23 protein-coding genes are annotated in these 24,764 nt (G+C 59.1%); 9 read left to right on the plus strand and 14 right to left on the minus strand.

Features of this window, described 5'->3' with window-relative positions; all coding sequences use genetic code 11:
* Window positions 1–39 precede the first annotated feature (39 nt).
* The gene (pabB, locus tag ACOH1Z_RS02385) at window positions 40–1,431 is read right to left on the minus strand and encodes an aminodeoxychorismate synthase component I (protein ID WP_449646892.1); all 1,392 of its coding nucleotides are present in this window, start codon (window positions 1,429–1,431) and stop codon (window positions 40–42) included.
* 11 nt (window positions 1,432–1,442) lie between these two features.
* Between pabB and ACOH1Z_RS02390 the strand changes: the two genes are divergently transcribed.
* On the plus strand, window positions 1,443–2,207 hold the full coding sequence (locus tag ACOH1Z_RS02390) for an aminotransferase class IV (RefSeq protein ID WP_449646893.1): 765 nt from the start codon (window positions 1,443–1,445) through the stop codon (window positions 2,205–2,207).
* 67 nt (window positions 2,208–2,274) lie between these two features.
* Window positions 2,275–2,979 carry a DedA family protein gene (locus ACOH1Z_RS02395; RefSeq protein WP_449648181.1) on the plus strand — a complete coding sequence of 235 codons (705 nt, stop codon included), beginning with the start codon at window positions 2,275–2,277 and terminating at the stop codon, window positions 2,977–2,979.
* 63 nt (window positions 2,980–3,042) lie between these two features.
* Here the strand turns inward: ACOH1Z_RS02395 and ACOH1Z_RS02400 are convergent, their stop codons facing one another.
* The 5 genes from ACOH1Z_RS02400 to ACOH1Z_RS02420 form a co-directional block, all read right to left on the minus strand.
* Window positions 3,043–3,954, minus strand: a complete 912-nt coding sequence (locus ACOH1Z_RS02400) for an ABC transporter substrate-binding protein (RefSeq protein ID WP_449646894.1) — start codon at window positions 3,952–3,954, stop codon at window positions 3,043–3,045.
* Between the two features lie 2 nt (window positions 3,955–3,956).
* The gene (locus ACOH1Z_RS02405; RefSeq protein WP_449646895.1) at window positions 3,957–4,709 is read right to left on the minus strand and encodes an ABC transporter permease; all 753 of its coding nucleotides are present in this window, start codon (window positions 4,707–4,709) and stop codon (window positions 3,957–3,959) included.
* A complete protein-coding gene (locus ACOH1Z_RS02410; RefSeq protein WP_449646896.1) occupies window positions 4,706–5,389 on the minus strand; it encodes an ABC transporter permease in 684 nt (227 codons plus the stop codon). The genes ACOH1Z_RS02405 and ACOH1Z_RS02410 overlap by 4 nt, the downstream gene beginning before the upstream one ends.
* Window positions 5,386–6,213, minus strand: a complete 828-nt coding sequence (locus ACOH1Z_RS02415; RefSeq protein ID WP_449646897.1) for an ABC transporter ATP-binding protein — start codon at window positions 6,211–6,213, stop codon at window positions 5,386–5,388. The genes ACOH1Z_RS02410 and ACOH1Z_RS02415 overlap by 4 nt, the downstream gene beginning before the upstream one ends.
* A gap of 128 nt (window positions 6,214–6,341) precedes the next feature.
* On the minus strand, window positions 6,342–6,989 hold the full coding sequence (locus ACOH1Z_RS02420) for a TetR/AcrR family transcriptional regulator (RefSeq protein ID WP_449646898.1): 648 nt from the start codon (window positions 6,987–6,989) through the stop codon (window positions 6,342–6,344).
* A gap of 104 nt (window positions 6,990–7,093) precedes the next feature.
* On the opposite strand from ACOH1Z_RS02420, the gene ACOH1Z_RS02425 reads away from it, so the two are divergent.
* The 4 genes from ACOH1Z_RS02425 (at window position 7,094) to ACOH1Z_RS02440 (ending at window position 11,843) form a co-directional block, all read left to right on the plus strand.
* Entirely contained in the window at window positions 7,094–7,777 is a 684-nt protein-coding gene (locus tag ACOH1Z_RS02425) for an SOS response-associated peptidase (RefSeq protein WP_449646899.1), read from the plus strand.
* A gap of 58 nt (window positions 7,778–7,835) precedes the next feature.
* Window positions 7,836–8,888: an App1 family protein phosphatidate phosphatase gene (locus ACOH1Z_RS02430; protein ID WP_449646900.1), complete on the plus strand. Its 1,053-nt coding sequence runs from the start codon at window positions 7,836–7,838 to the stop codon at window positions 8,886–8,888.
* A gap of 118 nt (window positions 8,889–9,006) precedes the next feature.
* Complete coding sequence (locus ACOH1Z_RS02435) at window positions 9,007–10,803, plus strand: glycoside hydrolase family 15 protein (protein ID WP_449646901.1); 1,797 nt, start codon at window positions 9,007–9,009, stop codon at window positions 10,801–10,803.
* Window positions 10,800–11,843 (plus strand): FUSC family protein, encoded by a 1,044-nt coding sequence (locus ACOH1Z_RS02440; RefSeq protein WP_449646902.1) that lies wholly within the window; start codon window positions 10,800–10,802, stop codon window positions 11,841–11,843. Before ACOH1Z_RS02435 ends, ACOH1Z_RS02440 begins: the two co-directional genes overlap by 4 nt.
* A gap of 50 nt (window positions 11,844–11,893) precedes the next feature.
* On the opposite strand, the gene ACOH1Z_RS02445 is transcribed toward ACOH1Z_RS02440, so the two are convergent.
* Together ACOH1Z_RS02445 and ACOH1Z_RS02450 are read right to left on the minus strand one after the other, a co-directional pair.
* Window positions 11,894–13,084, minus strand: coding sequence for a glycoside hydrolase family 3 N-terminal domain-containing protein (locus tag ACOH1Z_RS02445; protein ID WP_449646903.1), 1,191 nt, complete (start codon window positions 13,082–13,084; stop codon window positions 11,894–11,896).
* Between the two features lie 35 nt (window positions 13,085–13,119).
* A complete protein-coding gene (locus ACOH1Z_RS02450) occupies window positions 13,120–13,587 on the minus strand; it encodes a hypothetical protein (RefSeq protein ID WP_449646904.1) in 468 nt (155 codons plus the stop codon).
* A gap of 69 nt (window positions 13,588–13,656) precedes the next feature.
* On the opposite strand from ACOH1Z_RS02450, the gene ACOH1Z_RS02455 reads away from it, so the two are divergent.
* Window positions 13,657–14,478 (plus strand): UbiA family prenyltransferase, encoded by an 822-nt coding sequence (locus ACOH1Z_RS02455; RefSeq protein ID WP_449646905.1) that lies wholly within the window; start codon window positions 13,657–13,659, stop codon window positions 14,476–14,478.
* A gap of 36 nt (window positions 14,479–14,514) precedes the next feature.
* Here the strand turns inward: ACOH1Z_RS02455 and ACOH1Z_RS02460 are convergent, their stop codons facing one another.
* Genes ACOH1Z_RS02460 through ACOH1Z_RS02470 form a run of 3 tightly spaced genes read right to left on the minus strand, consistent with a single transcriptional unit; the run spans window position 14,515 to window position 19,429 of the window.
* Entirely contained in the window at window positions 14,515–15,900 is a 1,386-nt protein-coding gene (locus ACOH1Z_RS02460; protein ID WP_449646906.1) for an MFS transporter, read from the minus strand.
* Window positions 15,901–15,946: 46 nt separating this feature from the next.
* On the minus strand, window positions 15,947–18,496 hold the full coding sequence (locus tag ACOH1Z_RS02465; RefSeq protein ID WP_449646907.1) for a DEAD/DEAH box helicase: 2,550 nt from the start codon (window positions 18,494–18,496) through the stop codon (window positions 15,947–15,949).
* 39 nt (window positions 18,497–18,535) lie between these two features.
* Window positions 18,536–19,429, minus strand: a complete 894-nt coding sequence (locus ACOH1Z_RS02470) for an EamA family transporter (protein WP_449646908.1) — start codon at window positions 19,427–19,429, stop codon at window positions 18,536–18,538.
* A 105-nt stretch (window positions 19,430–19,534) separates the two neighbouring features.
* Between ACOH1Z_RS02470 and ACOH1Z_RS02475 the strand changes: the two genes are divergently transcribed.
* Together ACOH1Z_RS02475 and ACOH1Z_RS02480 are read left to right on the plus strand one after the other, a co-directional pair.
* The gene (locus ACOH1Z_RS02475; protein ID WP_449646909.1) at window positions 19,535–21,013 is read left to right on the plus strand and encodes an SDR family NAD(P)-dependent oxidoreductase; all 1,479 of its coding nucleotides are present in this window, start codon (window positions 19,535–19,537) and stop codon (window positions 21,011–21,013) included.
* A complete protein-coding gene (locus tag ACOH1Z_RS02480) occupies window positions 21,007–21,240 on the plus strand; it encodes a hypothetical protein (protein ID WP_449646910.1) in 234 nt (77 codons plus the stop codon). Before ACOH1Z_RS02475 ends, ACOH1Z_RS02480 begins: the two co-directional genes overlap by 7 nt.
* On the opposite strand, the gene ACOH1Z_RS02485 is transcribed toward ACOH1Z_RS02480, so the two are convergent.
* The 3 genes from ACOH1Z_RS02485 to ACOH1Z_RS02495 are packed head-to-tail and all read right to left on the minus strand — an operon-like array spanning window position 21,230 to window position 24,695.
* Window positions 21,230–23,191 carry an FAD-binding oxidoreductase gene (locus ACOH1Z_RS02485; protein WP_449646911.1) on the minus strand — a complete coding sequence of 654 codons (1,962 nt, stop codon included), beginning with the start codon at window positions 23,189–23,191 and terminating at the stop codon, window positions 21,230–21,232. The genes ACOH1Z_RS02480 and ACOH1Z_RS02485 overlap by 11 nt on opposite strands.
* Complete coding sequence (locus ACOH1Z_RS02490; RefSeq protein ID WP_449646912.1) at window positions 23,188–23,883, minus strand: lysophospholipid acyltransferase family protein; 696 nt, start codon at window positions 23,881–23,883, stop codon at window positions 23,188–23,190. Before ACOH1Z_RS02490 ends, ACOH1Z_RS02485 begins: the two co-directional genes overlap by 4 nt.
* Window positions 23,880–24,695, minus strand: a complete 816-nt coding sequence (locus ACOH1Z_RS02495) for an SDR family NAD(P)-dependent oxidoreductase (RefSeq protein WP_449646913.1) — start codon at window positions 24,693–24,695, stop codon at window positions 23,880–23,882. Before ACOH1Z_RS02495 ends, ACOH1Z_RS02490 begins: the two co-directional genes overlap by 4 nt.
* Between the last annotated feature and the right edge of the window lie 69 nt (window positions 24,696–24,764).

Here is a 24,764-nt window from a genome sequence, read left to right on the forward strand (position 1 = left end):
AGTACACAGCCTTGCGCACTGCAGTGCAGCAGACCGATCTCAGCTCGCCTGAACACCCAACACGGCAAGCAGTGCCGCCGCCTTCAGCTTCACCTCGGCAAGCTCCTCTGACGGCACCGAGAGCGCCGTGATGCCACCGCCAGCGCCGATTGTCGAGCCCCGATCATCCATCACAATTGAGCGGATGACCATAGCCAGGTCAACGGCACCGTCGAGCCCGACGTAGCCGAACACCCCAGAGTAAATACCGCGCGGTGAGCTCTCGAGAGAATCAAGGATGAGGGTTGCCGAGTGCTTGGGCGCCCCCGTCATCGACCCAGCGGGAAATGATGCCGCAATCGCATCGACTGCGCTGACGTCGGCTCGCAGCTGTCCGCTCACCGTGCTCACCAACTGATGAACAGTGGCATAGCTTTCAACATCGAAGAGCTTGGAGACGACAACTGATCCGACCTCGCAGACGCGACCAAGATCATTGCGCATGAGATCGACAATCATGAGATTCTCGGCCCGCTCCTTATCGCTGGCAAGGAGCTCTGCTTTCAGCCGTTCATCTTCATTCGGATCACTGTCGCGTCGACGAGTGCCCTTAATCGGTTTCGTCTCGATCGCCCCACTCGGCGCGATTGAGAGAAACTGCTCGGGCGAGGAACTGAGCAACGCGATATCGCCAACGCTAACGAAGCCACCATGGTGACTAGGGTTCGCCTCCCGCAACGCCAAATAGGTGTGGATCGGATTCGCCGCCGGCTCCACCCGCACATTCGTCGTCAAACACAGCTGGTAGGCATCGCCCTCGACAATGGCGTGCTGGCACTTCGCAATCATCTGCAGATACTCGTCATCGCTGTCACGCCACACCGCGACCGGAGCTGCGAGGTGTGCGCCGGAGGCTGAATGATCGCCTCGTTGCGCGGCGCGAGAAATAAGAGCTTCCATCTGTTCTCGCCAATGCTGGAGCTCCCCCGTCCACTCGTCGCCCAGTGCCATCAAGCTGAGGGTGTTGGTCTGATGATCAACGACAATCGCCCGATCGATCCACAGCCAGGCTGCATCGGGAGTCGGCGCAGGCGTACGGATCGCGACATCCAGCGACTCACCTCGCAGCTCGTAGCCAAGCCACCCGACCCAGCCAAGTCGGAATCCTTCCGGAGCCCCAGAAAAGTCAATTTCGGCGGAGAGGAAATCGCGACGCATCCAGTCAAAGACAGGTTCACTCAGGTGCGTGCTGAGAACTGCCCGTCGCGAGACCGCCAAGTAGCTACGCCCAGAGTCAGCTGAGACTCCGCTATCGAGCCACACGGCGCCCTGAGTCTCCGTGCCGCCGGCAGCGGCAGTGACGTCGCCATCGTGCGGTGCCCGAAGTTCGAGAAACACGGCGGCGGGGTCGGCAGAGACCGCGAGGTCAGAAAAGAGAACGCGAGAGCGCATAACCTAAGCCTATGAGTGCGAACGCGATTTACCGGTGGCGGAACGAACAACTGATCGAGGAACCATCCGGCTCGCTTGCTGAAGCACCGATTACGGTTGCTGATTCGTGGCTCATCGATTCCGGAAAAGTGCTTGCTCTGAATCTTCACCGGCAACGATTTTTGGATGCCGTACCCGATTCTCTGCACGAAACCGCCGACGAATTTTTCACGGCTGCTGTCGCACAACTCCCCCGCGCTGGTGCGTGGTTTCCGCGCGTTGAGTTGCGCGGAGGCGAGTTTTTTCTCCACCTTCGTCCCGCACCCGAACGCCACCGCTCGGCGACGGTCATCAGTTTCGACGGGGATGACCCGCGCACGGTTCCCTCCGTCAAAGGACCGGATCTTGATGCAATGGCTGCATTGCGTGCTGGTGCGAGAGCGCACGGAGCCGATGAAGTGGTGCTTCTGACGAGTGAGGGGTATGTCGTTGAGGGTGCGTATAGCGCCGTGTTGTGGTGGCGCGGCGATATTTTGTGCGGACCGCCGCACGATTTCGAACGCGTTGACAGCGTGACGTCGAGGAGCGTACTCACTTTGGCGAGGGCACTCGGGCTTGATACGCATGAGGAGGCCGTGACTGCGGCGGAACTCGATGGCACTGAAGTGTGGGTCGTCAATGCGCTTCAGGGAATCCGCATCGTTCCGCGGTGGATCGATGGGCCAGAGCTTGCAGAAAAGCCTGGCCGGCTAGAGCAGTGGCGCACTCGTTTGAGTGCGCTTGCTCGCACTATTTAGCCAGTCGATATTCGGTTACGCTCGCTAGGCTCATTCTGTGCCCTTCGTCGACCTCGCTCTCAGCACTGTGCCGCTTGCTGCCAGTGTCGACTTTGGCCAATGGGTTAATAACGCGTTGACCTTTGTTCTCGACACTGTGCAGTCGGTTGACCCAGTGTTGAGAACGATCCTTGCCGGGGTCGCGATCATGTTGGAAACGTCGATCCTGATCGGCCTCTTGGTGCCCGGGGATACCGTTGTCTTGGTCGCGAGTACCGCGGTGGGTAGTCCCCTCGAGGCAGCAATTCTGATTGCGGTCGTTGTCGTTGGTGCCCTTATTGGTGAAAGCATCGGCTTCGCCCTCGGTCGGTACTTCGGGCCCAAGATTCGGCACTCCAGGCTTGGCAGGCGCATCGGCGAGCAGCATTGGGCGCAGGCGGAACGCTACTTGGGCCGGCGCGGCGGTATCGCCGTCTTCATTTCGCGCTTCTTGCCGGTGTTGCACTCTCTGATCCCGGTAACGGTCGGTATGAGCACAATGCGGTATCGCACATTTATGGCGTGGACCGTGCCAGCCACGAGCATTTGGTCGATCGCCTATGTGTCGGTTGGAGCTCTCACCGCTGGCAGTTTTCGCGAACTTCTCGACCAGCTGCACTACGCGGGCTACATCTTCGTTGCGGTCGTGGCCGCTATCGCAGTCATCACTGTTGTGGCGAAGAAGCTGCTGCATCGTTCGCAAAAGCGGCATATGGAACACATCGACGTCCACGGTGAAGGTGAATCTGATTAACCAGAAAGAGGGGCGGATGCACGTGCATCCGCCCCTCTTTCCTGGACTAACCAGTGGTGCGTTTTAGCTGAGGCCGTTTTCGCTCAACCAGGCGCTGGCGATGTCGTCTGATGACATCTTGTCGACCGTGCTCTGCACGTTGAGCGCAACGAGGCCCTCAGGTGTGAGCTTGGCGCTGACGGCATTGATGACGTCAGCGATCGAGTCAGCGATGTCTGCATTTACCAGGGGAACCACGTTGGATGCCAAGAACAGACCCTCAGGGTCGGTCAAAGAAACCAGGTTCTCCGTCTGGATGCGCGGGTCGGCGCTGTAGACATTGGCGATGTTGATCGTGCCGGCAACAAGGGCGTCGACGGTGGTGTCACCGGTGGCGGCGAAGCTCACAGTTGCACCGTAGACGTCTTGGAGCCCAGCGGGACCGTAGGGGCGCTCTTCAAGTTCAGCGTTTCCACCGAGCTTGAGGTCGCTAACGCCAGCGAGATCCGCAAGGCTCACGAGCGAATTCGCGGAGGCGAAGTCTGCTGTCACGTTGTAGGAGTCTTGGTCGGTGGCAGCGGCCTGATCGAGAACGGTGAGGCCCTCTGGCAGCGCATCAGCCAGTTCTGCGTAGACATCTTCAGACGCCGTCGCGGTGGTGTCTTGGCTGTAGAACTGGAGAAGGTTTCCGGTGTACTCAGGGAAGACGTCTACTTCGCCGCTTTCAAGGGCGGGAAGGTACGCGTCGCGCTGGCCGATCTGGAACTTGCGCTCCACGTCGAATCCGGCATTTTCGAGAGCTTGGGCGTAGATCTCGGCAATGATTTCGTTGGAGTAATAAGCCTGCGAACCAACAACGATGGTCTCGCTGTTGGCGTTCCCATCACCCGAACCGGTGTCTAGAGGGTCACCGGATGCACACCCTGACAGGGCCATTGCCACCCCGACCGCGACTGCGCCAAGCGCGAGTCGGCCTTTGTTTCTTGCTGTGAACATTTCTATCCTCTTCTTTCTTGGGCAACTTTTGCTGCCACCGTCCGTCGTCGAGGTGACGACGTGCGGACATCTTTAGCACGCCCAGCCGAAACTCCGCGGGGAATCGCGAATTGTTGGATGAGCGCAAATATTACGTCGAGCGCAAGTGCTAATGCAGCAATCAGCAGGGCGCTGCCGAGCATTTCGTAATAGAGCTGAAGCGGAAGGCCGCGGAAAATGTAAATCCCGAGCCCACCGAGGCCCACATAGGCGGCAAGAGTTGCCGTAGCAACCACTTGAAGTGTTGCGGCGCGAAGTCCACCGATTAACAGCGGCAGCCCTAGAGGGACTTCGACTTTCCACAAGATTTGCCACTCGGTCATTCCGACTGCGCGCGCGGCGTCAATAACGCGGCGATCAACAGCCTCAAGGCCCGCATAGGCGCCAGCCAAGATCGAGGGAATCGCCAGCAGCACGAAGGCAATGATGGCGGCCAGCTGCAACTGCCGTTCGACAACACCGATCAGGAGAACAAGCAGCAGTATGAGACCGAAGGACGGCAGCGCGCGGGCTGCGCCCGAGAGCCCCACGGCAAAGTCGCGGCCTTTGCCGGTGTGCCCGATGAAGAAACCCAGGGGAACGGCGATGAGGGCCGCAATCAGCACGGAAACGAAGGTGTAAAACAGATGCTCTTCAAGTCGAAGAGGAATCGGATTGCTCCCCTCTAGTCGCTCAGGCGAGAACAACCACTGCAGTGCTTCGATGAGTAGATTCATGCGGTGACCTCCTGAGCTGCAGCCTCTGACTGACCCGCTTTCATCTTCTTGACCGTTGTCCACGGCATAAGGAAACGCCCAAGAAGTACTAGGCCACGGTCAATGAGCAGCGCCACGATGACGGTCATCACTACTCCAGCGAAAATCTCTTCGACAATTCGACGCTGAAAACCATTGGTAAAGAGGTAGCCCAAGCTTTCGACGCCGATCAGGATGCCGACAGTCACGAGACTGACGGTAGAGACTGCCGCGACGCGGAGGCCGGCAAGAACGACCGGACCCGCGAGCGGAAAGTCGACAGTCCAGAACCGACGCCAGCCGCCGAACCCGACAGCGGTAGCCGATTGACGGATCGCAGGATCGACGGAGGCCAGAGCATCCGCCACCGAACGCGCCATGATCGCAACGGCATAGAGCGTGAGCGCAATGGTGATGTTGAGTTCGCTCAGGAAGCTGATACCCAAGATAGGTGGCAGGATCACAAACATCGCTAGAGAAGGAATCGTGTACAGCAGCCCGGCAACGGTCAATAAGATTCCGCGCGTGAGTTTGAAACGATAGGCGACCCACCCCAGCGGAATCGAGATCAGGAACCCGAGAACGATCGGCGGAATACTCAGCCGGACATGTTCGAGCGTGAGGCTCCAGATCAAATCAAGGTTATTGATGATCCAGTTCACTCGACAACCGACCCACCGACTAGCACTCCAGCACCGCGCCCCTCGCTGTCGACCACAATCGTTCCCGACTCAGTCTTCTTCAGCGAGAGAGCACGCTTGCCGCGGTCGGTTCCGATGAAGCTCGCCACAAAGTCACTGGCAGGGTTTGCCATGATCTCGTTCGGGCTGCCCACCTGAGCGATCAACGCACCCTTTTCGAGGATCACTACCTGATCGCCGAGCAGAAACGCCTCGTCGATGTCGTGAGTGACAAACACGATCGTCTTGTCGAGTTCATGCTGGAGCCGAATCGTCTCTTGCTGCAATTCGGCGCGCACAATGGGGTCGACTGCACCAAACGGCTCATCCATGAGCAAAATGTTGGGATTCGCCGCGAGCCCACGCGCCACCCCAACGCGCTGCTGTTGACCACCGGAGAGCTGGCTCGGATACCGGTCTGCCAGTGAACGGCTGAGACCTACTGTGTCGAGAAGTTCAAGAGCTTGGGCGCGAGCCTGCTTCTTCGGCACACCATTGAGGGTCGGAACCGTCATGACATTGTCGATGACTTTGAAGTGCGGCAGTAATCCTGAATTCTGCATCACATAGCCAATACTGCGCCTCAGAGCGACCGGCTCCTTGCGCATGATGCTGTCACCATCGATTTCGATATCACCGTCGGTGAGATCCACCATGCGGTTGATCATTCTGAGCAGCGTCGTTTTGCCACTGCCAGAAGAACCAACGAACACGGTGATCTTGCGTGATGGAATCACGAGATCGAAATTGTCAACAGCGACGGTACCGTCACCAAAACGCTTCGTTACTGCACGAAATTCAATCATAATTTCGGCTCATTCCTCGCGCCTCTGCGCGGATCGACACTTGCCAGCACTATTAGCTAAACAGTATTCGAAGCCGCTGTCATTCCCGATTGGGCATAACTAGTCAGATTTGCAGGAAGCCGAAACTGCTACCAGCCGATGTTCTCCGCGATAAATCCACCAACAGCTGACGTGCTCACCGAAATGAATTCCTCATCACCCTGCGGGTTCATAAGGAACGCGCGAGCGACAAGAGCATCACTCATTTCAAGCCCAGCTTCGAGTGCAAAACGGGACGCCGCAGAGTTTTCCACGCCAAAGCGAGCCGCGAGAGCCTCGACAATACGCTCAGCCACTAGCGACTTGTGCGTACGGCCGTTGGGCAACGGGCGAAGATCAAGCTGATCCCCGACGCGAAGGCCACGGAATCCGGGCTCGGTACGGTAAGTATCAATGACGGAAGCAAAAGCAGTGCTGAGCGCTGCGCGCCAGTCAGAGTGAGCTTGGTCGTTGATCGCTTCAGTAATCCGTGCCATTACTCGCTCGAAGTTACGCGAGCCAAGTGCCTGCAACAGAACGATGCGGTCAGGAAAATAACGGTAAACGGTGCCAATGGACGCTCCCGCGCGCTCGGCGACCATAGCGGTGGTTAGACGCTCAATGCCGACTTCGTCGACGATCGATGCTGCTGCATCGAGCAATGCGGTAAGTCGAGCCGTGCTTCGTGCTTGCACTGGTTCGTTGCGAAGCGAGACTGCTGGTTCAGCCGCGATATCAATAGTTGTTTGTGCGGACACAATGGCCCCCTTCTAGGTGTCTGATCAATCCTAACCTTTAGAACGCTGGTTCTACGGGAGGTAGAAGCACACTTTTTTCTCTCAAAACGCTCTACAGTTGCCCTATGTGCGGTCGTTTTGCCATGGATAACACGGTCAATCAGATGATTACGGAGTTCGTCACGGCCACCGGTAGGCCTCCAGAGGAGTGGCAAGCGGACTGGCTCGCGACTCCGATCGTAAGACCAACCGATCACATTCCCATTCTTCTCAAGACTCGGGAAGATCGCGATGACCCCGGCTCAGCGCTGATTCCCCGTGCCGCGCTGGCACAGTGGTGGCTGACCCCGCCATTCTCTCCCGTCTTGCGCGGCAAGCACGCGACTTTCAATGCGCGAAGTGAAACGGTGACTCAGAAACCAACATTTCGAGCCGCCATCGTTCACCACAGAGCCGTAATCCCCGCGATCGGCTACTTCGAGACACAGAAGAGCGGCCCGAATCCAGTGCCCTACTACATCACTCCCCCCGATGGCCTGCTCTTCTTCGCCGGCCTCTACTCCTGGTGGCAAGACCGCTCCCTTCCCCCCGGCGATCCGGGACGTTGGCACCTCACCACGACCATGCTTACTCAGGCCGCCATCGGATCGCTGGCGGAAATTCATGACCGGATGCCCGTCATCGTCGCGAAAGACGCCATTGACGAGTGGATCGACCCAGAGACGCGTGGTGACGACAATTTGGTGCAGGCGACGGTCGCAGCATCCGTAATTCTGAGTGAACAATTGCACGCGGAACCGCAGCACTAGCGCGAGAGCTGTCTGGTCCGGTGCTGCTCTCGACCCGGTGTGACCCTAGGCTGGAACTATGGCTCGACAAGGCAAAGCCCACATGACCTCGCAGACTGCAGGAGAAATCCTGCACCGCGCGGCCCGAATCGAGGACTCCTTTCACCGCTGGCGAGAGCGGCGCGGGCGCAAACGTGGCCTCACAACGACGATCATTCCCTACAGCAGCTACGGCTCGACCGACTGGGCTCGGGTGCTGTGCCGTGTAGTTCTTACCCGCGGAACAGAAGCATCAAAAAAGCGCGCAGAAAAGGTTCGCGGTTGGCGCAGCTTCTTTAGCATCCCGGTGAACTCCGAAGTCGTCACAGTCACCCTCGGCGGCAAGTCGATCAAACTCACTCCCGGCCGCGGCGGCGTAATTGATGAAGACGTGAAGGTCTCCCTCACTCCCGGCTGGCAAACCGCAACGCTCGATTCGACGGGTTCGGATGCGACTGTCGCGCACATTTTTGTCGTTGACCCGAGCGCGCGCTTCGGAATCATTTCTGACGTCGATGACACGGTAATGGTTACCGCACTGCCTCGCCCACTCCTAGCAGCATGGAACACGTTCGTACTCGACGAGCACGCCAGACGCCCGGTGGCCGGCATGGCGGTGCTCTATGACCGCCTCGCTCGCGCAAATCCCCTTGCTCCCGTTATCTACCTCTCCACCGGAGCGTGGAATGTCGCCCCGACCCTCACGCGCTTCCTCAAACGCAACCTCTATCCCCGCGGTGCGATGTTGCTGACCGACTGGGGCCCCACTCACGACCGGTGGTTCCGTAGCGGCGCCGAGCACAAACGCGACAGCCTTCGACGGCTTGCTTCAGAATTTCCTGGAATAAAATGGCTGTTGGTCGGCGACGACGGTCAACATGACGAAGAGATTTATGGCGAGTTCACTGCGAGTCATCCCGACAATGTTGCCGCTGTCGCAATCCGGCAATTGTCGACCGGTGAGGCCGTGCTCGCCGGTGGCCGCAGCAAATCAGCAGAACACGAACAAGAATCCTCGATTCCTTGGCGTTTCGCCCCCGATGGCGCTCGCTTGGCCGTTGAGCTGAGAGAGCTCGGACTCATCAACGATTGACCGGAATTTGGGCTCTTTGACTGGACTTCTGCTCAACTAATCGGACTCGATTGTTAAATTTGGTGCACGATCACCGGATGTGCAGGGAGCGGGCTCCCGACGCTGCAATGATTGTCGTATGGCGCTACCAATCGAAGACTATGCCCTTATTGGCGACTGCCAGACGGCGGCCCTTGTCGGCCGCGATGGAAGTATCGACTGGCTCTGTTTTCCCAGATTCGACTCCGCATCCATGTTCGGAGCGTTGCTCGGCAACGAAGACCATGGCCGCTGGCTTGTTGCGCCGATCGCCAGTCTCTACGAATCAGCAACCGTAACCGTCACTCGCAAGTATCGCGAGAACACCTTCATCCTTGTCACCAACTGGGTGACAGACGACGGCGAAGTCGAAGTTATCGACTTCATGCCCTACGGAAACCGTCGCGCTGACGTCGTGCGCCGCATCCGAGGAGTCCGCGGAACCGTCGCAATGCACACCGAACTACTAATCCGTTTCGGTTATGCCACCGCACTTCCGTGGCTGCACCAAGCGCCCGAAGCCGGTGGTCACGCCGTCATCGGAGTTGCCGGCCCAGACGCCGTCGTCGCCCGCGGCATCGAGCTGCACTCGGCAGACCACAAACACACCGCCAACTTCATGATCAGCGAAGGAGAAACTCGCGACCTGACCATGACCTGGTACCCCGCGCACCGCAACCCGCCAGCGGCGGTAAACGTCGACGACGTGCTCGCGCGAACAAGCGAATGGTGGAATGGCTGGGCATCTCACTGCGAGCCGACCGAGATGTATCCCGAGATCGTCAAACGCTCACTTTTGGTTCTGCGCGCCCTGACTCACGAAGACACCGGCGGAATCGTTGCCGCAGCGACAACGAGCCTGCCAGAGTGGTTCGGCGGAAGTCGCAACTGGGATTACCGGTATGTCTGGCTTCGCGACGCCGCCCTCACCCTTCACGTACTGCTCGATCATGGCTATATCGCCGAGGCTGAAGCGTGGCGCCGCTGGCTTCTGCGTGCCATTGCTGGTGACCCCGCCGACGTCCAAATCATGTACGGCCTGTCAGGCGAACGCTGGCTTGAGGAGCGCGAACTTGACTCCCTTCCCGGCTACGAAGGAGCCAGCCCGGTTCGTATCGGCAATGGCGCTTTCAACCAATTCCAAGGAGACGTCTTCGGAGAAGTCATGGTCGCCCTCCAAGCCGCTCGGCGATCCGGAGTGCACGAGAACGACTTCTCGTGGCCCCTTCAGCGCGCGCTGATGACTTTCGTAGAAGACAATTGGAACCGACCAGACAATGGAATCTGGGAGATCCGCGGCCCTGAACGCCACTTCACCCACTCGCGCGTGATGCTCTGGGCGGCCATGGACTGCGCCATTACCGCAGTCGAAGAATTCGGCCTCGAAGGCCCCGTCGAAAATTGGATCAAGATCCGCGCCGAGATTCACGAAGAGATTGAACGCGATGGCTGGGATGCTGAGCGCGGAACCTACACCCAGTACTACGGCGGCACCGGCGTCGATGCATCGCTACTCCAGCTTCCCCAGGTTGGCTACCTTGCCGCAGACGACCCCCGCATGATCGGCACCGTCGCTGCCATCGAAGAAGAACTCCTCGTTGATGGCCTCGTGCTCCGCTACCGAACTGAGTCGGGAGTAGACGGACTTCCCGAGGGCGAGAACCCCTTCCTCGCTTGCTCGTTCTGGCTCGTTGAGCAGTATGCAAGCTCCGGTCGCGTTGATGACGCCACCGTGTTGATGGACCGCCTCGTGAGCTTCGCCAACGATGTTGGACTCATCAGCGAGGAGTATGACACTGTCAACGAACGTCAGGCAGGCAACACTCCTCAAGCGCTCAGCCACCTCGCCCTTGTGCGCGCTGCCGACGCGATCTCGAAAGTCACGAGCCGAAAGTGAAGCTAGTAACGACGCTTACCCTTGCGCGTCGTTCACCGCTGCTTCAGGTTCTTAAGACCTCGGTTGCGGCCGTAATCGCGTGGATTGTTGCTGGCTTCGCGCTACAACAACCATTACCCATCTTTGCGGCGATTGCGGCGCTCTTGGTGGTTCAGCCGAGCGTTACACAGTCGATCGAAAAAGGGGTTGAGCGCAGCATCGGTGTCGTTGCCGGTGTTGTCATTGCGCTCGGCGCAGGCCAACTCTTTGGCGACCAGAGCTGGGTCATTCTGAGCGTCATCATCATCTCCGTCATCGTCGCTTGGGCATTGCGATTGAGCCCGGGCTCCGCAAACCAGATACCGATTAGTGCAATGCTCGTCCTCGCTCTAGGCGGACAAAATGCCGGCTATGCCGCAGAACGAATTGTCGAAACAATCATCGGCGCACTTATTGGATTGATCGTCAACCTCGCGATTGTGGCCCCGGTGCTCGTGAGCCCCGTGCGAGTAGCCGTCGGCATTCTCACTAAGAAAACGGCGACCGTGCTCGAATCTCTCGCACGAGCACTCAGTACGCCGCAATCAGAAGACGATCTTCGCAAGCTCCTCGATGATGCACGCATGCTGCGCGATCTGCGCGACGAGGCAGCAATGGCGCTCCGCAAAGGCGCAGATAGCCTCACCCTCAACCCTCGAAAGAGCAAACATCACCGGATGCTGCGCCGAGAGACCGAACTCTTCGCGATCCTGACCGTACTCGTCACTCGCACCCTCGGGATGGCTCGGGCCATTCACGACCGCTATGACACCAATCTCATGACAGACCCGGTCGTGATCTCCATCGCCCGCGAACTCGAGCGCGCGGCACACGACTTGAGACTGCGCGGTCGCGCACCAGAGGACCGGGAGTCTGCGCCAGCGACAAACGACCTGCTCACGCTCACCGCACCGCTCACCGTGCTTTCGCCGCATCCGCAGCACTGGATCCTAATCGGTTCACTTCTCGAGGATGTCCGCCGAGTTCACGAAGTAATCGTCGGCGACTCTGACAACGGATAGCTGACGCGATAGTCAGAGTCGGGTTGTGCGCACAGTTGCGCACTCGACTGCTACCCAGCGATAGCGGCACAGTCCTCAGCACAGCTCACAAAACGGCCAGTCTCCCCCGACAAAGCACGGCGAACAGCCAACAGCTTGAGCGCCGCGTCATCGACGACCGACTCCTCGAGGGCACCGCTCTCGATGGCGGTGGCGACTGCGGTGGCGATAGCGGGCGCATCGACCGCGCCAACGTAGAGCAGCATCGTGTTGCCGGCCTCTATCGCACGAACAGCATTCGTCACCTGATTCGAATACTCGGGCACTCCGGAGCTCTCCAACATCCCCATGTCATCCGTAATAGATACGCCGTCGAACCCGAGATCGTCACGCAGAATCTGGTGCCAGCGCGTCGAAAAAGTTGCCGGTTCAGGATCAATTGCAGTGAACGCGAGATGACCGAACATGACGAATGGTGCTCCCGCATCGATTCCCGCTTCGAAAGGCAGAGCATGACTCGTGCGCCACTCATCGAATGTCATCGATGTTGACGGGATGCTCGAGTGCGAATCGCCCGGCGCCGCCCCGTGACCCGGAAAGTGTTTGAGGGTGGAAAGAACTTGAGACTCACCGGCAACCGCCTCGGATACCCTGGCTGCCGCATCCGCGCCCGTTGCGCCGAAAGAGCGTTCGAAGATGAAGCTGGATCGGTCCCCGGAAACGTCGGCGACGATGCCAAAGTTCACTGAAATACCGACCGACTCGAGCAGCGCACCTCGTTGCGCGAACGCGTCAAAACTGTCACGCGGAGAAAGGCCCCGTAACTGAGAAGCAGCCAATGAGTCATCAGTGGGAACGCGTTTGACGATTCCACCCTCTTGATCAGTCGCGATCAAAACAGGGAGTCCCGTCTCGCTGCTGAGCGCAGCAGTTTCAGCGCTCAGTTCAGCCAGCGATCCTGGAATGTTGTCGCCCATCAAGATGTACCCGCCGACCCCCGCATACGAAGCGGGCGAAGTGCTGCCGGGGCGAGTTCCGGACACATGCACCATAAGCATGCTCAAGACTTTTTGCCTCAGCGTCATAGTTGCGAGGCGATCGCTGGCATACTGGGCGACCGGATCGATCGCCGGGCGCTCAGCTCGAGGCGCAAAAGTCGGTGCGGGAACCACCTGACTCGACTGATTCGAACTGCAGCCGAACGCAGAAGCACTCAGGACAACGAGTATTGCGGCCGCTAGGGTACGCCGCACGATAGCCATCTTGAGATGGTACCCGGATCAGTGGCGTTGGAGGACTACAGCCAAGTGAGCGAGGCGAACTCTTCGGCACTAATCCCGAACTGCTCAGTAGTGTGCGCGACCGTAGATCGTACTGCCGGCACCGAAGTGGTCTTACGAACGAGAACGTCGATTCCCGCTGGTGTCAGCCGCGAGCGGGCAAAGCGCACAACGGCAATATCGAACGCGTCGTCTGCACCAACAACTTGCCAGCGGCTAGTGAGGATCTTGAGCCAACCCTGACCGCGCCAGATGAACTCGTCGTCTCGGAGTCGGTCGGTTCCCACGATCGTTTTCGTTTCACCGCTACTGGTGAGATAGCTCACGGTATCGGCGAGCACTAACTCGGCACCCTCGAGAATTTCATAGCTGAATTCGGGATTGTGACGAGACCCATCGAGCCACATCGGAAAATTGGTCGCCACAACACTCCACGTGCCGGGCAGCTTGGCGGCAAGCACCGAGGCATCAAAAACTTCACTCACATTGATCAACATAAGTCACCGCGGCTGGGAGTCCGCAATTTGGATGCCGTGGCGCGTTATTCTTACGGCATGCTTCACGCACTTCTGCGGTCTTCGCACCCGGGACCGACCGTAGCGGTGACCTTCATCGCGCTGGCGCTCTCCGTAGGGGTCGGGCTAGAACCGTGGCGGGTTGCCGCCGTTACGCTGATGATTTTGTGCAACCAGCTCTCTATCGGTCTGTCCAATGATTGGCTTGATGCTGCCCGCGATCGTCGAAACGGTCGCCGTGACAAACCGATTGCGACCGGCGAGCTGTCGTCATCACTGGTAGCGAGAGTCGCGCTGTTCTTGGCGGTCGCCTCTGTGCTGGTTTCTCTGACTGTCGGGCCACTCGCGGCGATCGCACATGCGCTCTTTCTCGCAAGCGGCTGGCTATACAACCTGGGGCTTAAGTCGACTGCGGCATCCGTCGTGCCTTACATTCTGGGATTTGGTTCGCTTCCGGCGATCGTCACGTTGGCCGCTGACCCGCCCGAGTTCGCTCACTACTGGGCGCTGGCAGCTGGCGCGCTTCTGGGGATCGCCGCGCACTTCAGTAACGTTCTCCCGGATCTCGACGATGATGACGACACGGGGGTGCGTGGTCTCCCCCACCGTTTAGGCGCGCGTGTTTCGGGATTCGTGATTGCCATCAGTCTTGTCGCTGCCCCGGTCGCAATCGTCTTCGGCCCGGCACAACAGATCACGATCATTTCGTTTCTCGGCCTCGCCGTGATCCTCGTTTTGGCAGTGGCCAGTGTCGTCTTGGTCATCCGAAATTCTCTGAAGCGGATGCTGTTCCGCCTCACCATTGCGGCGGCGCTCGTCACTGTGGCGCTGCTGCTGCTTTCGGCTCCACAACTGAGTTAGCCGAAAGCCGCGACAGCATCGTTGCTTGTTGTCGCCCTAGGGCAGTGGCGGGGAAGTATCCACCGATTCCGGGTCGACACGAGCAGGGTTGCGGATCCCCAGAAACGACACAACACCGCCGGTAAAGAGCAGCGCCGCCGTGACGATGATCACGCGATGAAAATTGTCGACGGTCAAGGGACCGACCACGATGACTCCGAGCATCGCAACCGTAATGAGGCCAGCGATTCGGGACACAGCATTGTTCACCGCGGAACCAATGCCCGCTTGGGACGCTGAAATTGCGCCGAGAATGGCAGACGTCAGTGGGGCAACTGTCATTGAGAGTCCCACCGAGAACAATAGGACTCCGGGGAGCACCTGAGTGAAGTAGTTGACACTCTCCTGCATCGAGAGGAACGTCACATAGCCAACGCCCGCGAGGAGCGGACCAGCGGTCATGAAGATTCGGGGGCCGAATCTGCCGCTCAGACCTCCGAAATACGAGGAGAGCACAATGATGGCAATTGATGACGGGAGAAAAGCGAGTGCTGCTTGCGTTGCCCCAAAGTCCGCCACTTCTTGGAGGTAAACAACGACGATAAATCCACCAAGAGCCAACGCTCCATAAATAAAGAGCGTCGCGATGTTGCCCATGCTGAAGTTGCGCTGCCGAAATAGTTCCAAGGGCAACATCGGTTGAGGTGCGCGACGTTGCCAGAGCACAAAGGCGACCAGGGAAATCAGCCCGACAGCGAAAGGTATGAATACTGCGGGGCTGCCCCAGCCATAGTTTCCTTGCTCGATGAGAGCAAACACTGGGCCGCCAAGACCTACAATTCCCAAGACAGCCCCGAGGAAGTCAACGCGGGTATCTTTCTTGCGCTCGTCTCGGTGCCCGAGCACAACGAGCAGCCACAACGTCACCGCAATGGGCAAGACATTGATCGCAAAGACGAGTCGCCAACTGATGAGGTCAACGAAGATGCCTCCCAACACCGGTCCAACGATGAAGGCCGCGCTGGTCCATGCCGTCCACTGACCAATCGCCTTGGCTTGAGCAGCGCCTCTAAACGTCGACATGATGAGTGCGAGCGAACTGGGAACCAACAAAGCCCCCGCAACTCCCTGAAAGCCGCGAAACACGATGACAAGTTCAGCGCTGGGTGCGACCGCAATCGCCAAAGACACGACACCGAATGCGATCAGTCCGATCCGTAGTATCACGAGGCGGCCGAACACGTCAGAGAGTGATCCCGCAAGCAAAATCAGTGAACCAAGGGTAATCAGGTAGGCGTCGACCACCCACTGCTGCGTACTGAGACCACCACCGAGCTCAGCACGAATAGCAGGCAACGCAACGTTGATCACCGAACCATCGAGAAACGCCACAAACGACGCCAAGATAGCGATGATCAGAATTAGGCGTTGATCTCGTGTCACATCGCCATTAAACACCCGCCAACGGCCGAACATTCCCGCCGGGCTGCTAGTCCAAGCGGTCGAAACCTGAGACGCGCACCACGGCAACGCCCTCGGCAGCAGATTCCACAAGATCCACCGATGCCGCTATGGCCCAATCATGGTTTCCGGCCGGATCAGCGATAATTTGGCGAACCTGCCACGCGCCCGGCATTTCTGTAATGGCGATCATCGCGGGGCCACGCGCATCCCCGGCCGTCGACATGCTGTCGTGCTCCTCGAAATAGCGGTCGAGTGCTTCACCCCAGGCCTGCTCATCAAACCCGGCCGCCGCATCCAACTCGCCAAGAGCCACAGCGTCATCGCGAGCGGCCAACTGAACCCGACGGAACATCTCATTGCGCACAAGCACCCTGAATGCTCGCGCATTAGTAACGACGGATGCCGGCGTTGGCGGCAACACGGGCTCGCCGCTCGTTGCGCTGTCTGCCCCGTTCGTCATTGCCTCCCACTCATCGATGAGACTCGAGTCGACCTGGCGCACTAACTCGCCCAGCCACTCAATGAGGTCGAGAAGTTCGTCAGTTTTCGCGTCATCCGGAATCGTTTGGCGGGTAGCCCGATACGCGTCCGACAGGTAACGCAGCACGAGACCCTCGCTACGTGCCAGTCCGTAGAAGCCGACAAAGTCAGCGAAGGTCATTGCCCGTTCATAGAGATCGCGCACTACGGTCTTGGGGTTGAGTTCGAAGTCACCAATCCACGGCTGGCTGGCGCTATACATCTCGAAGGCCGCGGTGAGCAGTTCCTCGAGCGGTTTCGGCCACGTGACTTCTTCGAGTAGTTCCATTCGCTGGTCGTATTCGATGCCCTCCGCCTTCATCGCTGCTACGGCTTCACCGCGGGCCATGAACTGCTGTTGAGACAAAATCGGGCGCGGGTTGTCGAGGGTCGCTTCAAGCACCGAGATCATGTCGAGCGCGTAGCTGGGCGACTCCTTGTCAAGCAAATCGAAGGACGCTACCGCAAAAGGCGACAGCGGCTGGTTGAGCGCAAAGTTGGCCTGCAGATCTACCGTCAGCCGGATCTCAATTCGTTCGTCAAAGCTTTCGACTTCTTCGCCATCCACGATGACGGTGTCAGAAATTCGGTGTTCTTCAACGATCTCGGCGGTGCGCAGAGTGCGGTAAATCGCGAGCGCCTGACGAGCAAGCGCAGGCTGGCTGGTGCGTGGCTCATGGTTGTCTTCGACAAGGTGGCGCACGTTCGAGAAAACGTCTCCCCCGCGGGCAATCACGTTGAGGATCATGGCGTGGTTCATGCGCATGTTGCTCGTGAGCAGTTCGGGCTCAGCGGCGATCATCCGCTCGAAGCTTGACTCGCTCCACGTCACAAAACCGTCAGGAGCCTTCTTGCGTACGAGCTTGCGGAGCTTCTTAGGGTCGTCCCCGGCTTTCGCCACCATCTTGGCGTTCTCAGATTCGTGTTCTGGCGCTTGGGCCACAACAGTGCCAGCAGTATCGAAGCCGGCACGCCCCGCACGCCCGGCGATCTGGTGGAACTCCCGCGCAGTGAGTTGGCGCATGCGGGTGCCGTCGTACTTAGTCAGCTGAGTCAATAGCACCGTGCGGATTGGCACGTTGATGCCGACGCCGAGGGTGTCTGTTCCACAAATGACGCGGAGTAGTCCTTGCTGGGCAAGCTGCTCGACGAGTCGGCGGTACTTGGGCAGCATGCCAGCGTGGTGAACGCCGATTCCCGACCGGATAAGTCGAGACAGGGTCTTTCCAAACACCGTCGTGAATCTAAAGTCACCAATTGCCTCAGCGATCTTGTCGCGCTGTTCACGGGTGACCACCTTGATGCTGGTCATCGCCTGGGCTCGCTCAAGGGCGGCTGCCTGCGAAAAGTGCACGATGTAGATCGGTGCCTGACCGGTCGACAGGAGATCCTCAACGGTTTCGTGAATTGGCGTAATCGCCCACGAATAGTGCAATGGCACCGGGCGCTCGACACCCGTGATCAAACTTGTCTCACGGCCTGTGCGCCGACTCAGGTCATCGGCTAGTGGCTGCATGTCACCGAGCGTCGCCGACATCAACACAAATTGAACGTTCGGCAGAATGAGCAACGGCACTTGCCACGCCCAGCCACGATCGGGGTCAGCGTAGAAATGGAACTCATCCATCACTACCTGATCGACTCGCGCGTCCGCCCCTTCCCGCAAAGCGAGGTTCGCCAAAATCTCTGCTGTGCAGCAAATTATGGGGGCGTCGGCATTGACCGAGGAGTCACCCGTCACCATTCCGACATTCTCTGCACCGAAAATGTCGACAAGAGCGAAGAATTTTTCGCTCACAAGCGCCTTGATCGGTGCCGTGTAAAAGGTGCGCTGGCCCTGCGCAAGGGCAATAGCGTGAGCGGCGATTGCCACAAGTGACTTGCCGGTTCCCGTCGGCGTCGACAAAATGACATTCGCGCCCGAAACCAGCTCGATGACCGCTTCATCTTGCGCCGGATACAAACTCAAACCGCGATCGGATGCCCACCCCACGAAAGCGTCATAGGTTGCGTCTGCGTCATAGGGCGTCGGAAGCGCATCCAAGAGTGAGGGCATTGTTCAACCGTAGCCGGAGGACGGCCGCGACAACGACGGCTAGCTCAGCGCCAACATAACGGAAGCGACAAGCGCAAGCCCCATCCCCACGAGTTGCACTTTGCTCACGCGTTCGTGGAGCGTAAATCTTGCGAGCACGATTGTTGCCAGCGGGTAGAGACTGACGAGCACTGACACCACGGCCAAGCTTCCGAGCTGAAGTGCGAACAACACGAAAGCGTTTGACGCACCAACGAGCACCCCACCAGCAGCAGCAAGCAGTCGCGCCCGACTCACACTGACGACCGGGCCCCCTTCTGGCTGATGATCGAACTGAGCGAAGAATCGTTTGAGCGACGGGAGCAGCCGAGTGAGAGCAAGCAAGATGAGCATCGCGCCGAGCCCCACCAGAATCTCAACAACAGCAGTGGCAAGCCCCGCCGACTCCGGTGCGTGGTCAAGAGCAATCAACGCGGTGCCTAAGGCCACTCCCGAAACCAAGCCGACAACAACAGTGCGGGGTCGCACTCGAACCGCGGCATCCGCTCTCGTCACCGAGACCAACAGCGCGCTGACGAGGGCGAGCACGATCGCTAGCCACGCTTGAAGCGGCAATTGCTCCCCCGTGATGACCGCAAAACCAACCGGAACTACCGCACCGACAACGGCAATGAGAGGTGCGACGAGACTCATGGGGCCATCAGCGAGTGCCGCGTAGAAGGTCAGAAGACCGATAATGGCGCTAACCCCCGCAACCGCGCCCCACACGATCGCACCGGCTTCCCAACGCACAACAACAAAGGGCATCGCCGCGACGAGGGCGAAAGTGGCGAAGACGTGGATGATCGTGGTCGCGGGAACAACGCGAAGACGGCGAGTGCTTAACCCACCGAAAAAGTCGGAGACACCATAAAACAGCGAGCCAGCAAGCGCGAGTACGACACTGACGATCATCACGCCAGCTTAGAGCTATTGCTGCAGTTTGCCGTTCGCGACATTGCCACTTCGTGACGACGCTGCCCGATCTCCGAGACCGCGTGCTCGCGGGTAGAATCTGGTGTGCTCAATTCAAGTGACTCCCCCGAACCCGGCCCCAGCGGTCTTGATCCGACGGAGCTTGAAACGACCCTCAAAGTCTTGAAACAGATGGCCGAGATCGATGATGAGCACCCCGACTTTGTCACCGTGCGCCGAGCCACCGCAGCCATGTTCAAAGCAGTCAAGAAAGAACGTCGGCTTGAGAAGCGTGCCACCATCGCCGACGCCGACCGCCAAGTGATCGCGGCAACGGCGACCGGTGCGGCCGACCGAATCGATGACGAAACCCGCGGCATCCCGATCTCCTCAAACACGACAACTCCGTCGGCCGGCGAGCTGATCAAGGCACGCCCCTGCTACATCTGCAAGCAGCCGTATACGACCGTCGATTCGTTCTACCACCAGCTCTGTCCGAATTGCGCCGCGTTCAATCACGCCAAGCGTGACGCCAGAACCGACCTCACCGGAAAGCGCGCTCTGCTCACCGGCGGCCGCGCCAAAATCGGAATGTACATTGCGCTGCGTCTGCTGCGGGATGGTGCACACACGACCATCACGACCCGCTTTCCTCGGGATGCCGTTCGTCGCTTCTCGAGCCTCCCCGACTCCGTCGATTGGCTGCACCGGCTGCGCGTCGTCGGAATCGACCTGCGCGACCCCGCTCAGGTAATCGGGCTCGCCGAGTCTGTCGCGGCTCAGGGCCCGCTCGACATCCTGATCAACAATGCGACGCAGACGGTGCGCCGCTCCCCCGGTGCGTATCAGCCTCTCGTCGACGGCGAGCTTGCTCCCCTGCCCGACGGCCCGCTGCCCGAGCTCGTGACCTTCGGACACACGAACGACCCGCACCCGCAGGCGCTCGCACAGTCGGTATCAGCTCACCCCATCCTGGCTGCCGCTGCCACGCGCGCTGGAGAACTCACTGAGCAAGCGATGACGGCAGGATCAAGCTCACTCGAACGACTAGCCGCCGGCACCGCGATTGATGCCGGTGGGCTTGTTCCCGACCTTGATTCGATCAACTCGTGGACTCAACACGTTGATCAGGTTGATCCTCTCGAAATGCTCGAAGTTCAATTGGCAAACACCACGGCACCCTTTGTGCTGATCTCGATGCTGCGTCCATCGATGGCCGCATCCACCTCCCGCCGCAAATACATCGTGAATGTGTCGGCGATGGAGGGCGTGTTCGGTCGCGGCTACAAAGGTCCAGGGCATCCGCACACCAATATGGCCAAAGCTGCCGTCAACATGCTCACGCGCACGAGTTCACGCGAAATGTTTGAGAGCGACGGAATTCTCATGACGAGCGTCGATACCGGCTGGATTACGGATGAGCGCCCTCACCCCACCAAAGTGCGGTTGGCGGAAGAGGGCTTTCATGCGCCGCTCGACCTTGTCGATGGTGCGGCCCGTGTCTATGACCCCATCGTGCGAGGCGAGGACGGAGAAGATCTGTTCGGCATCTTCCTGAAGGACTACGACAAGAGCTCATGGTGACCCCGGCGGAGTTTCTCAAGGCGACCGCCAGCGGAACGCGGGTCGTCGTGCGTCACCTCATCGACGATGGTCGCGCTACCGATGCCCTCGGCTACTTTCATCTCGCCGATGACAGCCACTGCGTTGTCGCGACTAGGCGCGGTCTCGAAACTATTGAACTCGCCAAAGTGATCGCTGCCAAAGAGGTGCCGCCGCCACCGGCACCCCGCCCGCGCGCTACTTCTTAGGAGTAGCGCGCGCCGGCGCCTTCTTGGTCGGTTCAGCTTTCGTAACGGGTGCAGCCTTCGCAACGGGTGCAGCCTTCTTGGTCGGCGCAGCCTTCGTCGCTGGCGCTTTCGCTGCCGGACTCTTCGTCGCTGGCGCCTTCGTCGCTGGCGCCTTCTTCGCTGACGCCTTCTTCGCTGGCGTCTTCTTCGCTGGCGTCTTCTTCGCTGACGCCTTCTTCGCTGGCGTCACGGTCGCACTCGCACTCGAAGTCGCAGTCACAGTCGCAGTAGCCCCAGCCAACTCTGCTGGGGTGACCTTGCCCGGGTTGAAGTTCGCACCGGGATCTGCAGAGTCAAACAGTCCCTGCATGACTTTGACACCTTCCGTTGAGATGTCTTGTTCGAGCCACGGTGAGTGCTCACGGCCGACACCGTGGTGGTGCGAGATGGTGCCATCGTTGTCCACAAATGACTGTTGGATGGCGCGCTTGACGGTGTCATATTCGCCGAGTGGATCGTCTCCGAAGGTGAATGCGAATGTGAAGTAGAGACAGGCACCCGAGTGATAGGAGTGCGACATGTGCGACATGATCCAGCCTTTGGTGCCGAGTGAATCGTAGGCATCTTGGGCTGCTTTATGGGCTGCAGAGTGCAGCTTCACGACAGACGACCACGGGGTCGCTGTTTCTGAGACATCGCCGGCGGCACCCATATCGAGCAAGAAGTCGCGCAGGTATGGGGTGTCGAACTTTTTTTGGTCGTAGAGGATTCCTGGCCCCTTACCGACACCCATTCCGCCGTGCTTGCCGACAATTTTGTCAACGAGACTCTTCTGGCGCTTGGCATGAGAAACGCTGCCCTCGAAGCCAATGAACGACAGGCAAATCTCGTCAAGGTTCCAGCCCTTGGCGGTCATCAGTTTCGGCAGTGCTGTTTCGGCCGAAAATTTACTGAAGCCCGTGCGGGTCTTGCTCGTCGCGAGTGAGAAGCCGGTCTCTTTTGCATCAGAAATGCGGGTGATGGATGGCGCAGCATCCGACTCCGCGATGGCCTGCATTGCGGCGATTCCTGACTCCCAGTTGGGGAAGAAGTAGGCGTACACATCTCGCTTAGCGGGAATGCGGTGCACCTGGACAGTGACTTCGGTAATGACCCCGAGGCGCCCTTCGCTTCCTAAGATCATTTCGCGCACGCTTGGGCCGCTTGAGGTGCTTGGCAAGGGCCGAAGTACAAGCATTCCGCCGGGGCGCACCACTCGAAGACCGCGAGTGATGTCGGCGATGTCGCCGTATTTGTCTGATTGCATTCCGGAGGAACGCGTCGCTACCCAACCGCCAACGGTCGAGTGCGTGAAGCTGTCTGGAAAGTGTCCGATCGTCCAACCTTGAGCATTAAGCTGCTCTTCGAGGTCAGGGCCCTGAGCGCCAGCCTGAATGCGAGCGAGGCCGGCATCCGCATCAATTGCCACAACCTTGCGAAGTCGTCCGAGGTCGAGCGAGATTACAACGCGTTTCTCGGCGGGCATCGGCTCGAGGCTGCCAGCGATGTTGCTGCCGCCTCCGAACGGAATAATGACGGCATTAGCGGCGACCGCGGCATCCACGATCGCCTGCACTTCAGCTTCATCAGCGGGGTAGATAACGACATCAGGGCTGCGCTTGATGGCATTGCTCCGAATTCGTACGAGGTCGCGAAGTCCTTTGCCATAGGTGTGGATGACGCGCACCATGTCGTCTCGAGTGACATAGTCCGCGCCGACAATCGCTGCAAGTTGCTTTGTGAATGCGGCGGTCGCTTTGCTCTTCGGAACGTCGAGTTCATCGAACGATGGTTCACCAGCACGAGTGGCCGAGCCAAGATCAAGACCTACTGCGTACTCCACGAACGGTGCAAAACCAGGCTTATCTTCGTGATGGAAGCCCACCCCTTCATTGCCCCAACCCCACCACTTCATGTGTTTGACAGAGGTCATTTCGTTCCCTTCGGGGTGGCGCTTGGCATGGGTTGAACTGTTTCGTGCAGTTGACGCACGACCTCAGCGAGTCGTGCAGAAAAAGCTTCCGATGTTTCGGCTTCGCGGCGCTGCTGCAGTTCGCCAAAGACTACCGTGACGGGCAGGCGACCTGACTTTGGCCAGTTCACCCCGCGAGGCATTGCTGTCGATGCACCAACGAGCGCGATAGGAAGGCACGGCACTGAAGTGTTGATTGACAGTGCGGCAGCTCCTGGCTTGAAGCGCGTGAGTGCACCCTCGCGGGTGCGACCGCCTTCGGGAAAAATGAGCAGCGGAACACCGCGCTCGAGAAGCGCTCGCGATGCGCCAGCACGTTTGCCTTCAGCATTGCGTTCGATCGCGAAAGCGTTAAAGAACAAGGTGGTTAGCCACTTTCGCCACCACACCTCAAAGAAATAGTCGGCTGCCGCTCCGGCGGCGAGGTAGCGTGCCCGGCTGCGGGGCAAGGCGCCGATGATGAGCGGTGCATCAAGGTGGCTGGAGTGGTTGGCAACGGCGATGAATGGGCCATCGTGACGCTCGATGTGCTCGACTCCCTTTACATCGACGCGCACGAGCGACCACACTAGCGGCTTCAGTAGGCCTCGCTGGGCAACATATCTGGCCCCCGCCATCGTCGGCGAGGTAAAGCGGTCAAAAGTCCGGGTCATGTCGTTGTCGCATCTTTCACACCTTGAGGTTCGGAGCCCTCATCACTTCGGCTTGAAGAAATTTTCGCCGAAATCCAACGAATTGTACGCAAAGGCACGTGTCGAGCAAACCATCCGATGACTCGGTACCGAACAGTAGGTATGGAAATGACTTTGCCCCGTGCTGAATCCCGCAGTGCACCCGTGACGAGGGTCGGTGCGTCAATCCACATAAAGGACGGGATAGACCCGGTGCGGATGCCCGCCCGCTCGTGGAATTCGGTGACAACCCATCCCGGCATGAGCGCCGTCACTGTCACTCCCGTATTGCGCAGTTCTACTGAGAGTCCTTGGCTGTATGACGCCACCCAGGCTTTGATCGCTGAGTACGATCCCATGGTCACGAGTCCGGCGATGCTCGACACGTTGATGATCGAACCGCTGCCGCGTTCACGCATGGCCCGACCAGCGGCGCCCGCGAGAATCAGTACCGCGCGACACATAACGTCGAAGGCATGTTCATGCACGCGCACCTCATCGGTGTCGGTCAATTTCGAGTGCACCCCGAAGCCCGCGTTATTGACGAAGAGGTCAATGGGTCGATCTGGATCGCTGAGACGAGCAGCGACTCGCACTACGTCGTCGCGCACGGCAAGATCGGCGCTGATGATCTCGACGGCCACGCCAAACTCGCGGTGCAGCGTCGAAGCTGTTTCTTGCAAGCGAGTTTCATTGCGGGCGATCAGGACAAGGTTGGTCCCGCTGCGAGCAAGTTGCCGGGCAAACTCAGCACCGATGCCTGAAGTTCCACCCGTAATTAGCGCTATTGCCATGGCTCTAAGACTACGGCAAGCCCTCCCTATAGATTGTGTCTCCTCTGAGGAGTCGCAACTAGAATTGTC

The organism is Rhodoglobus sp., assembly GCF_053580035.1.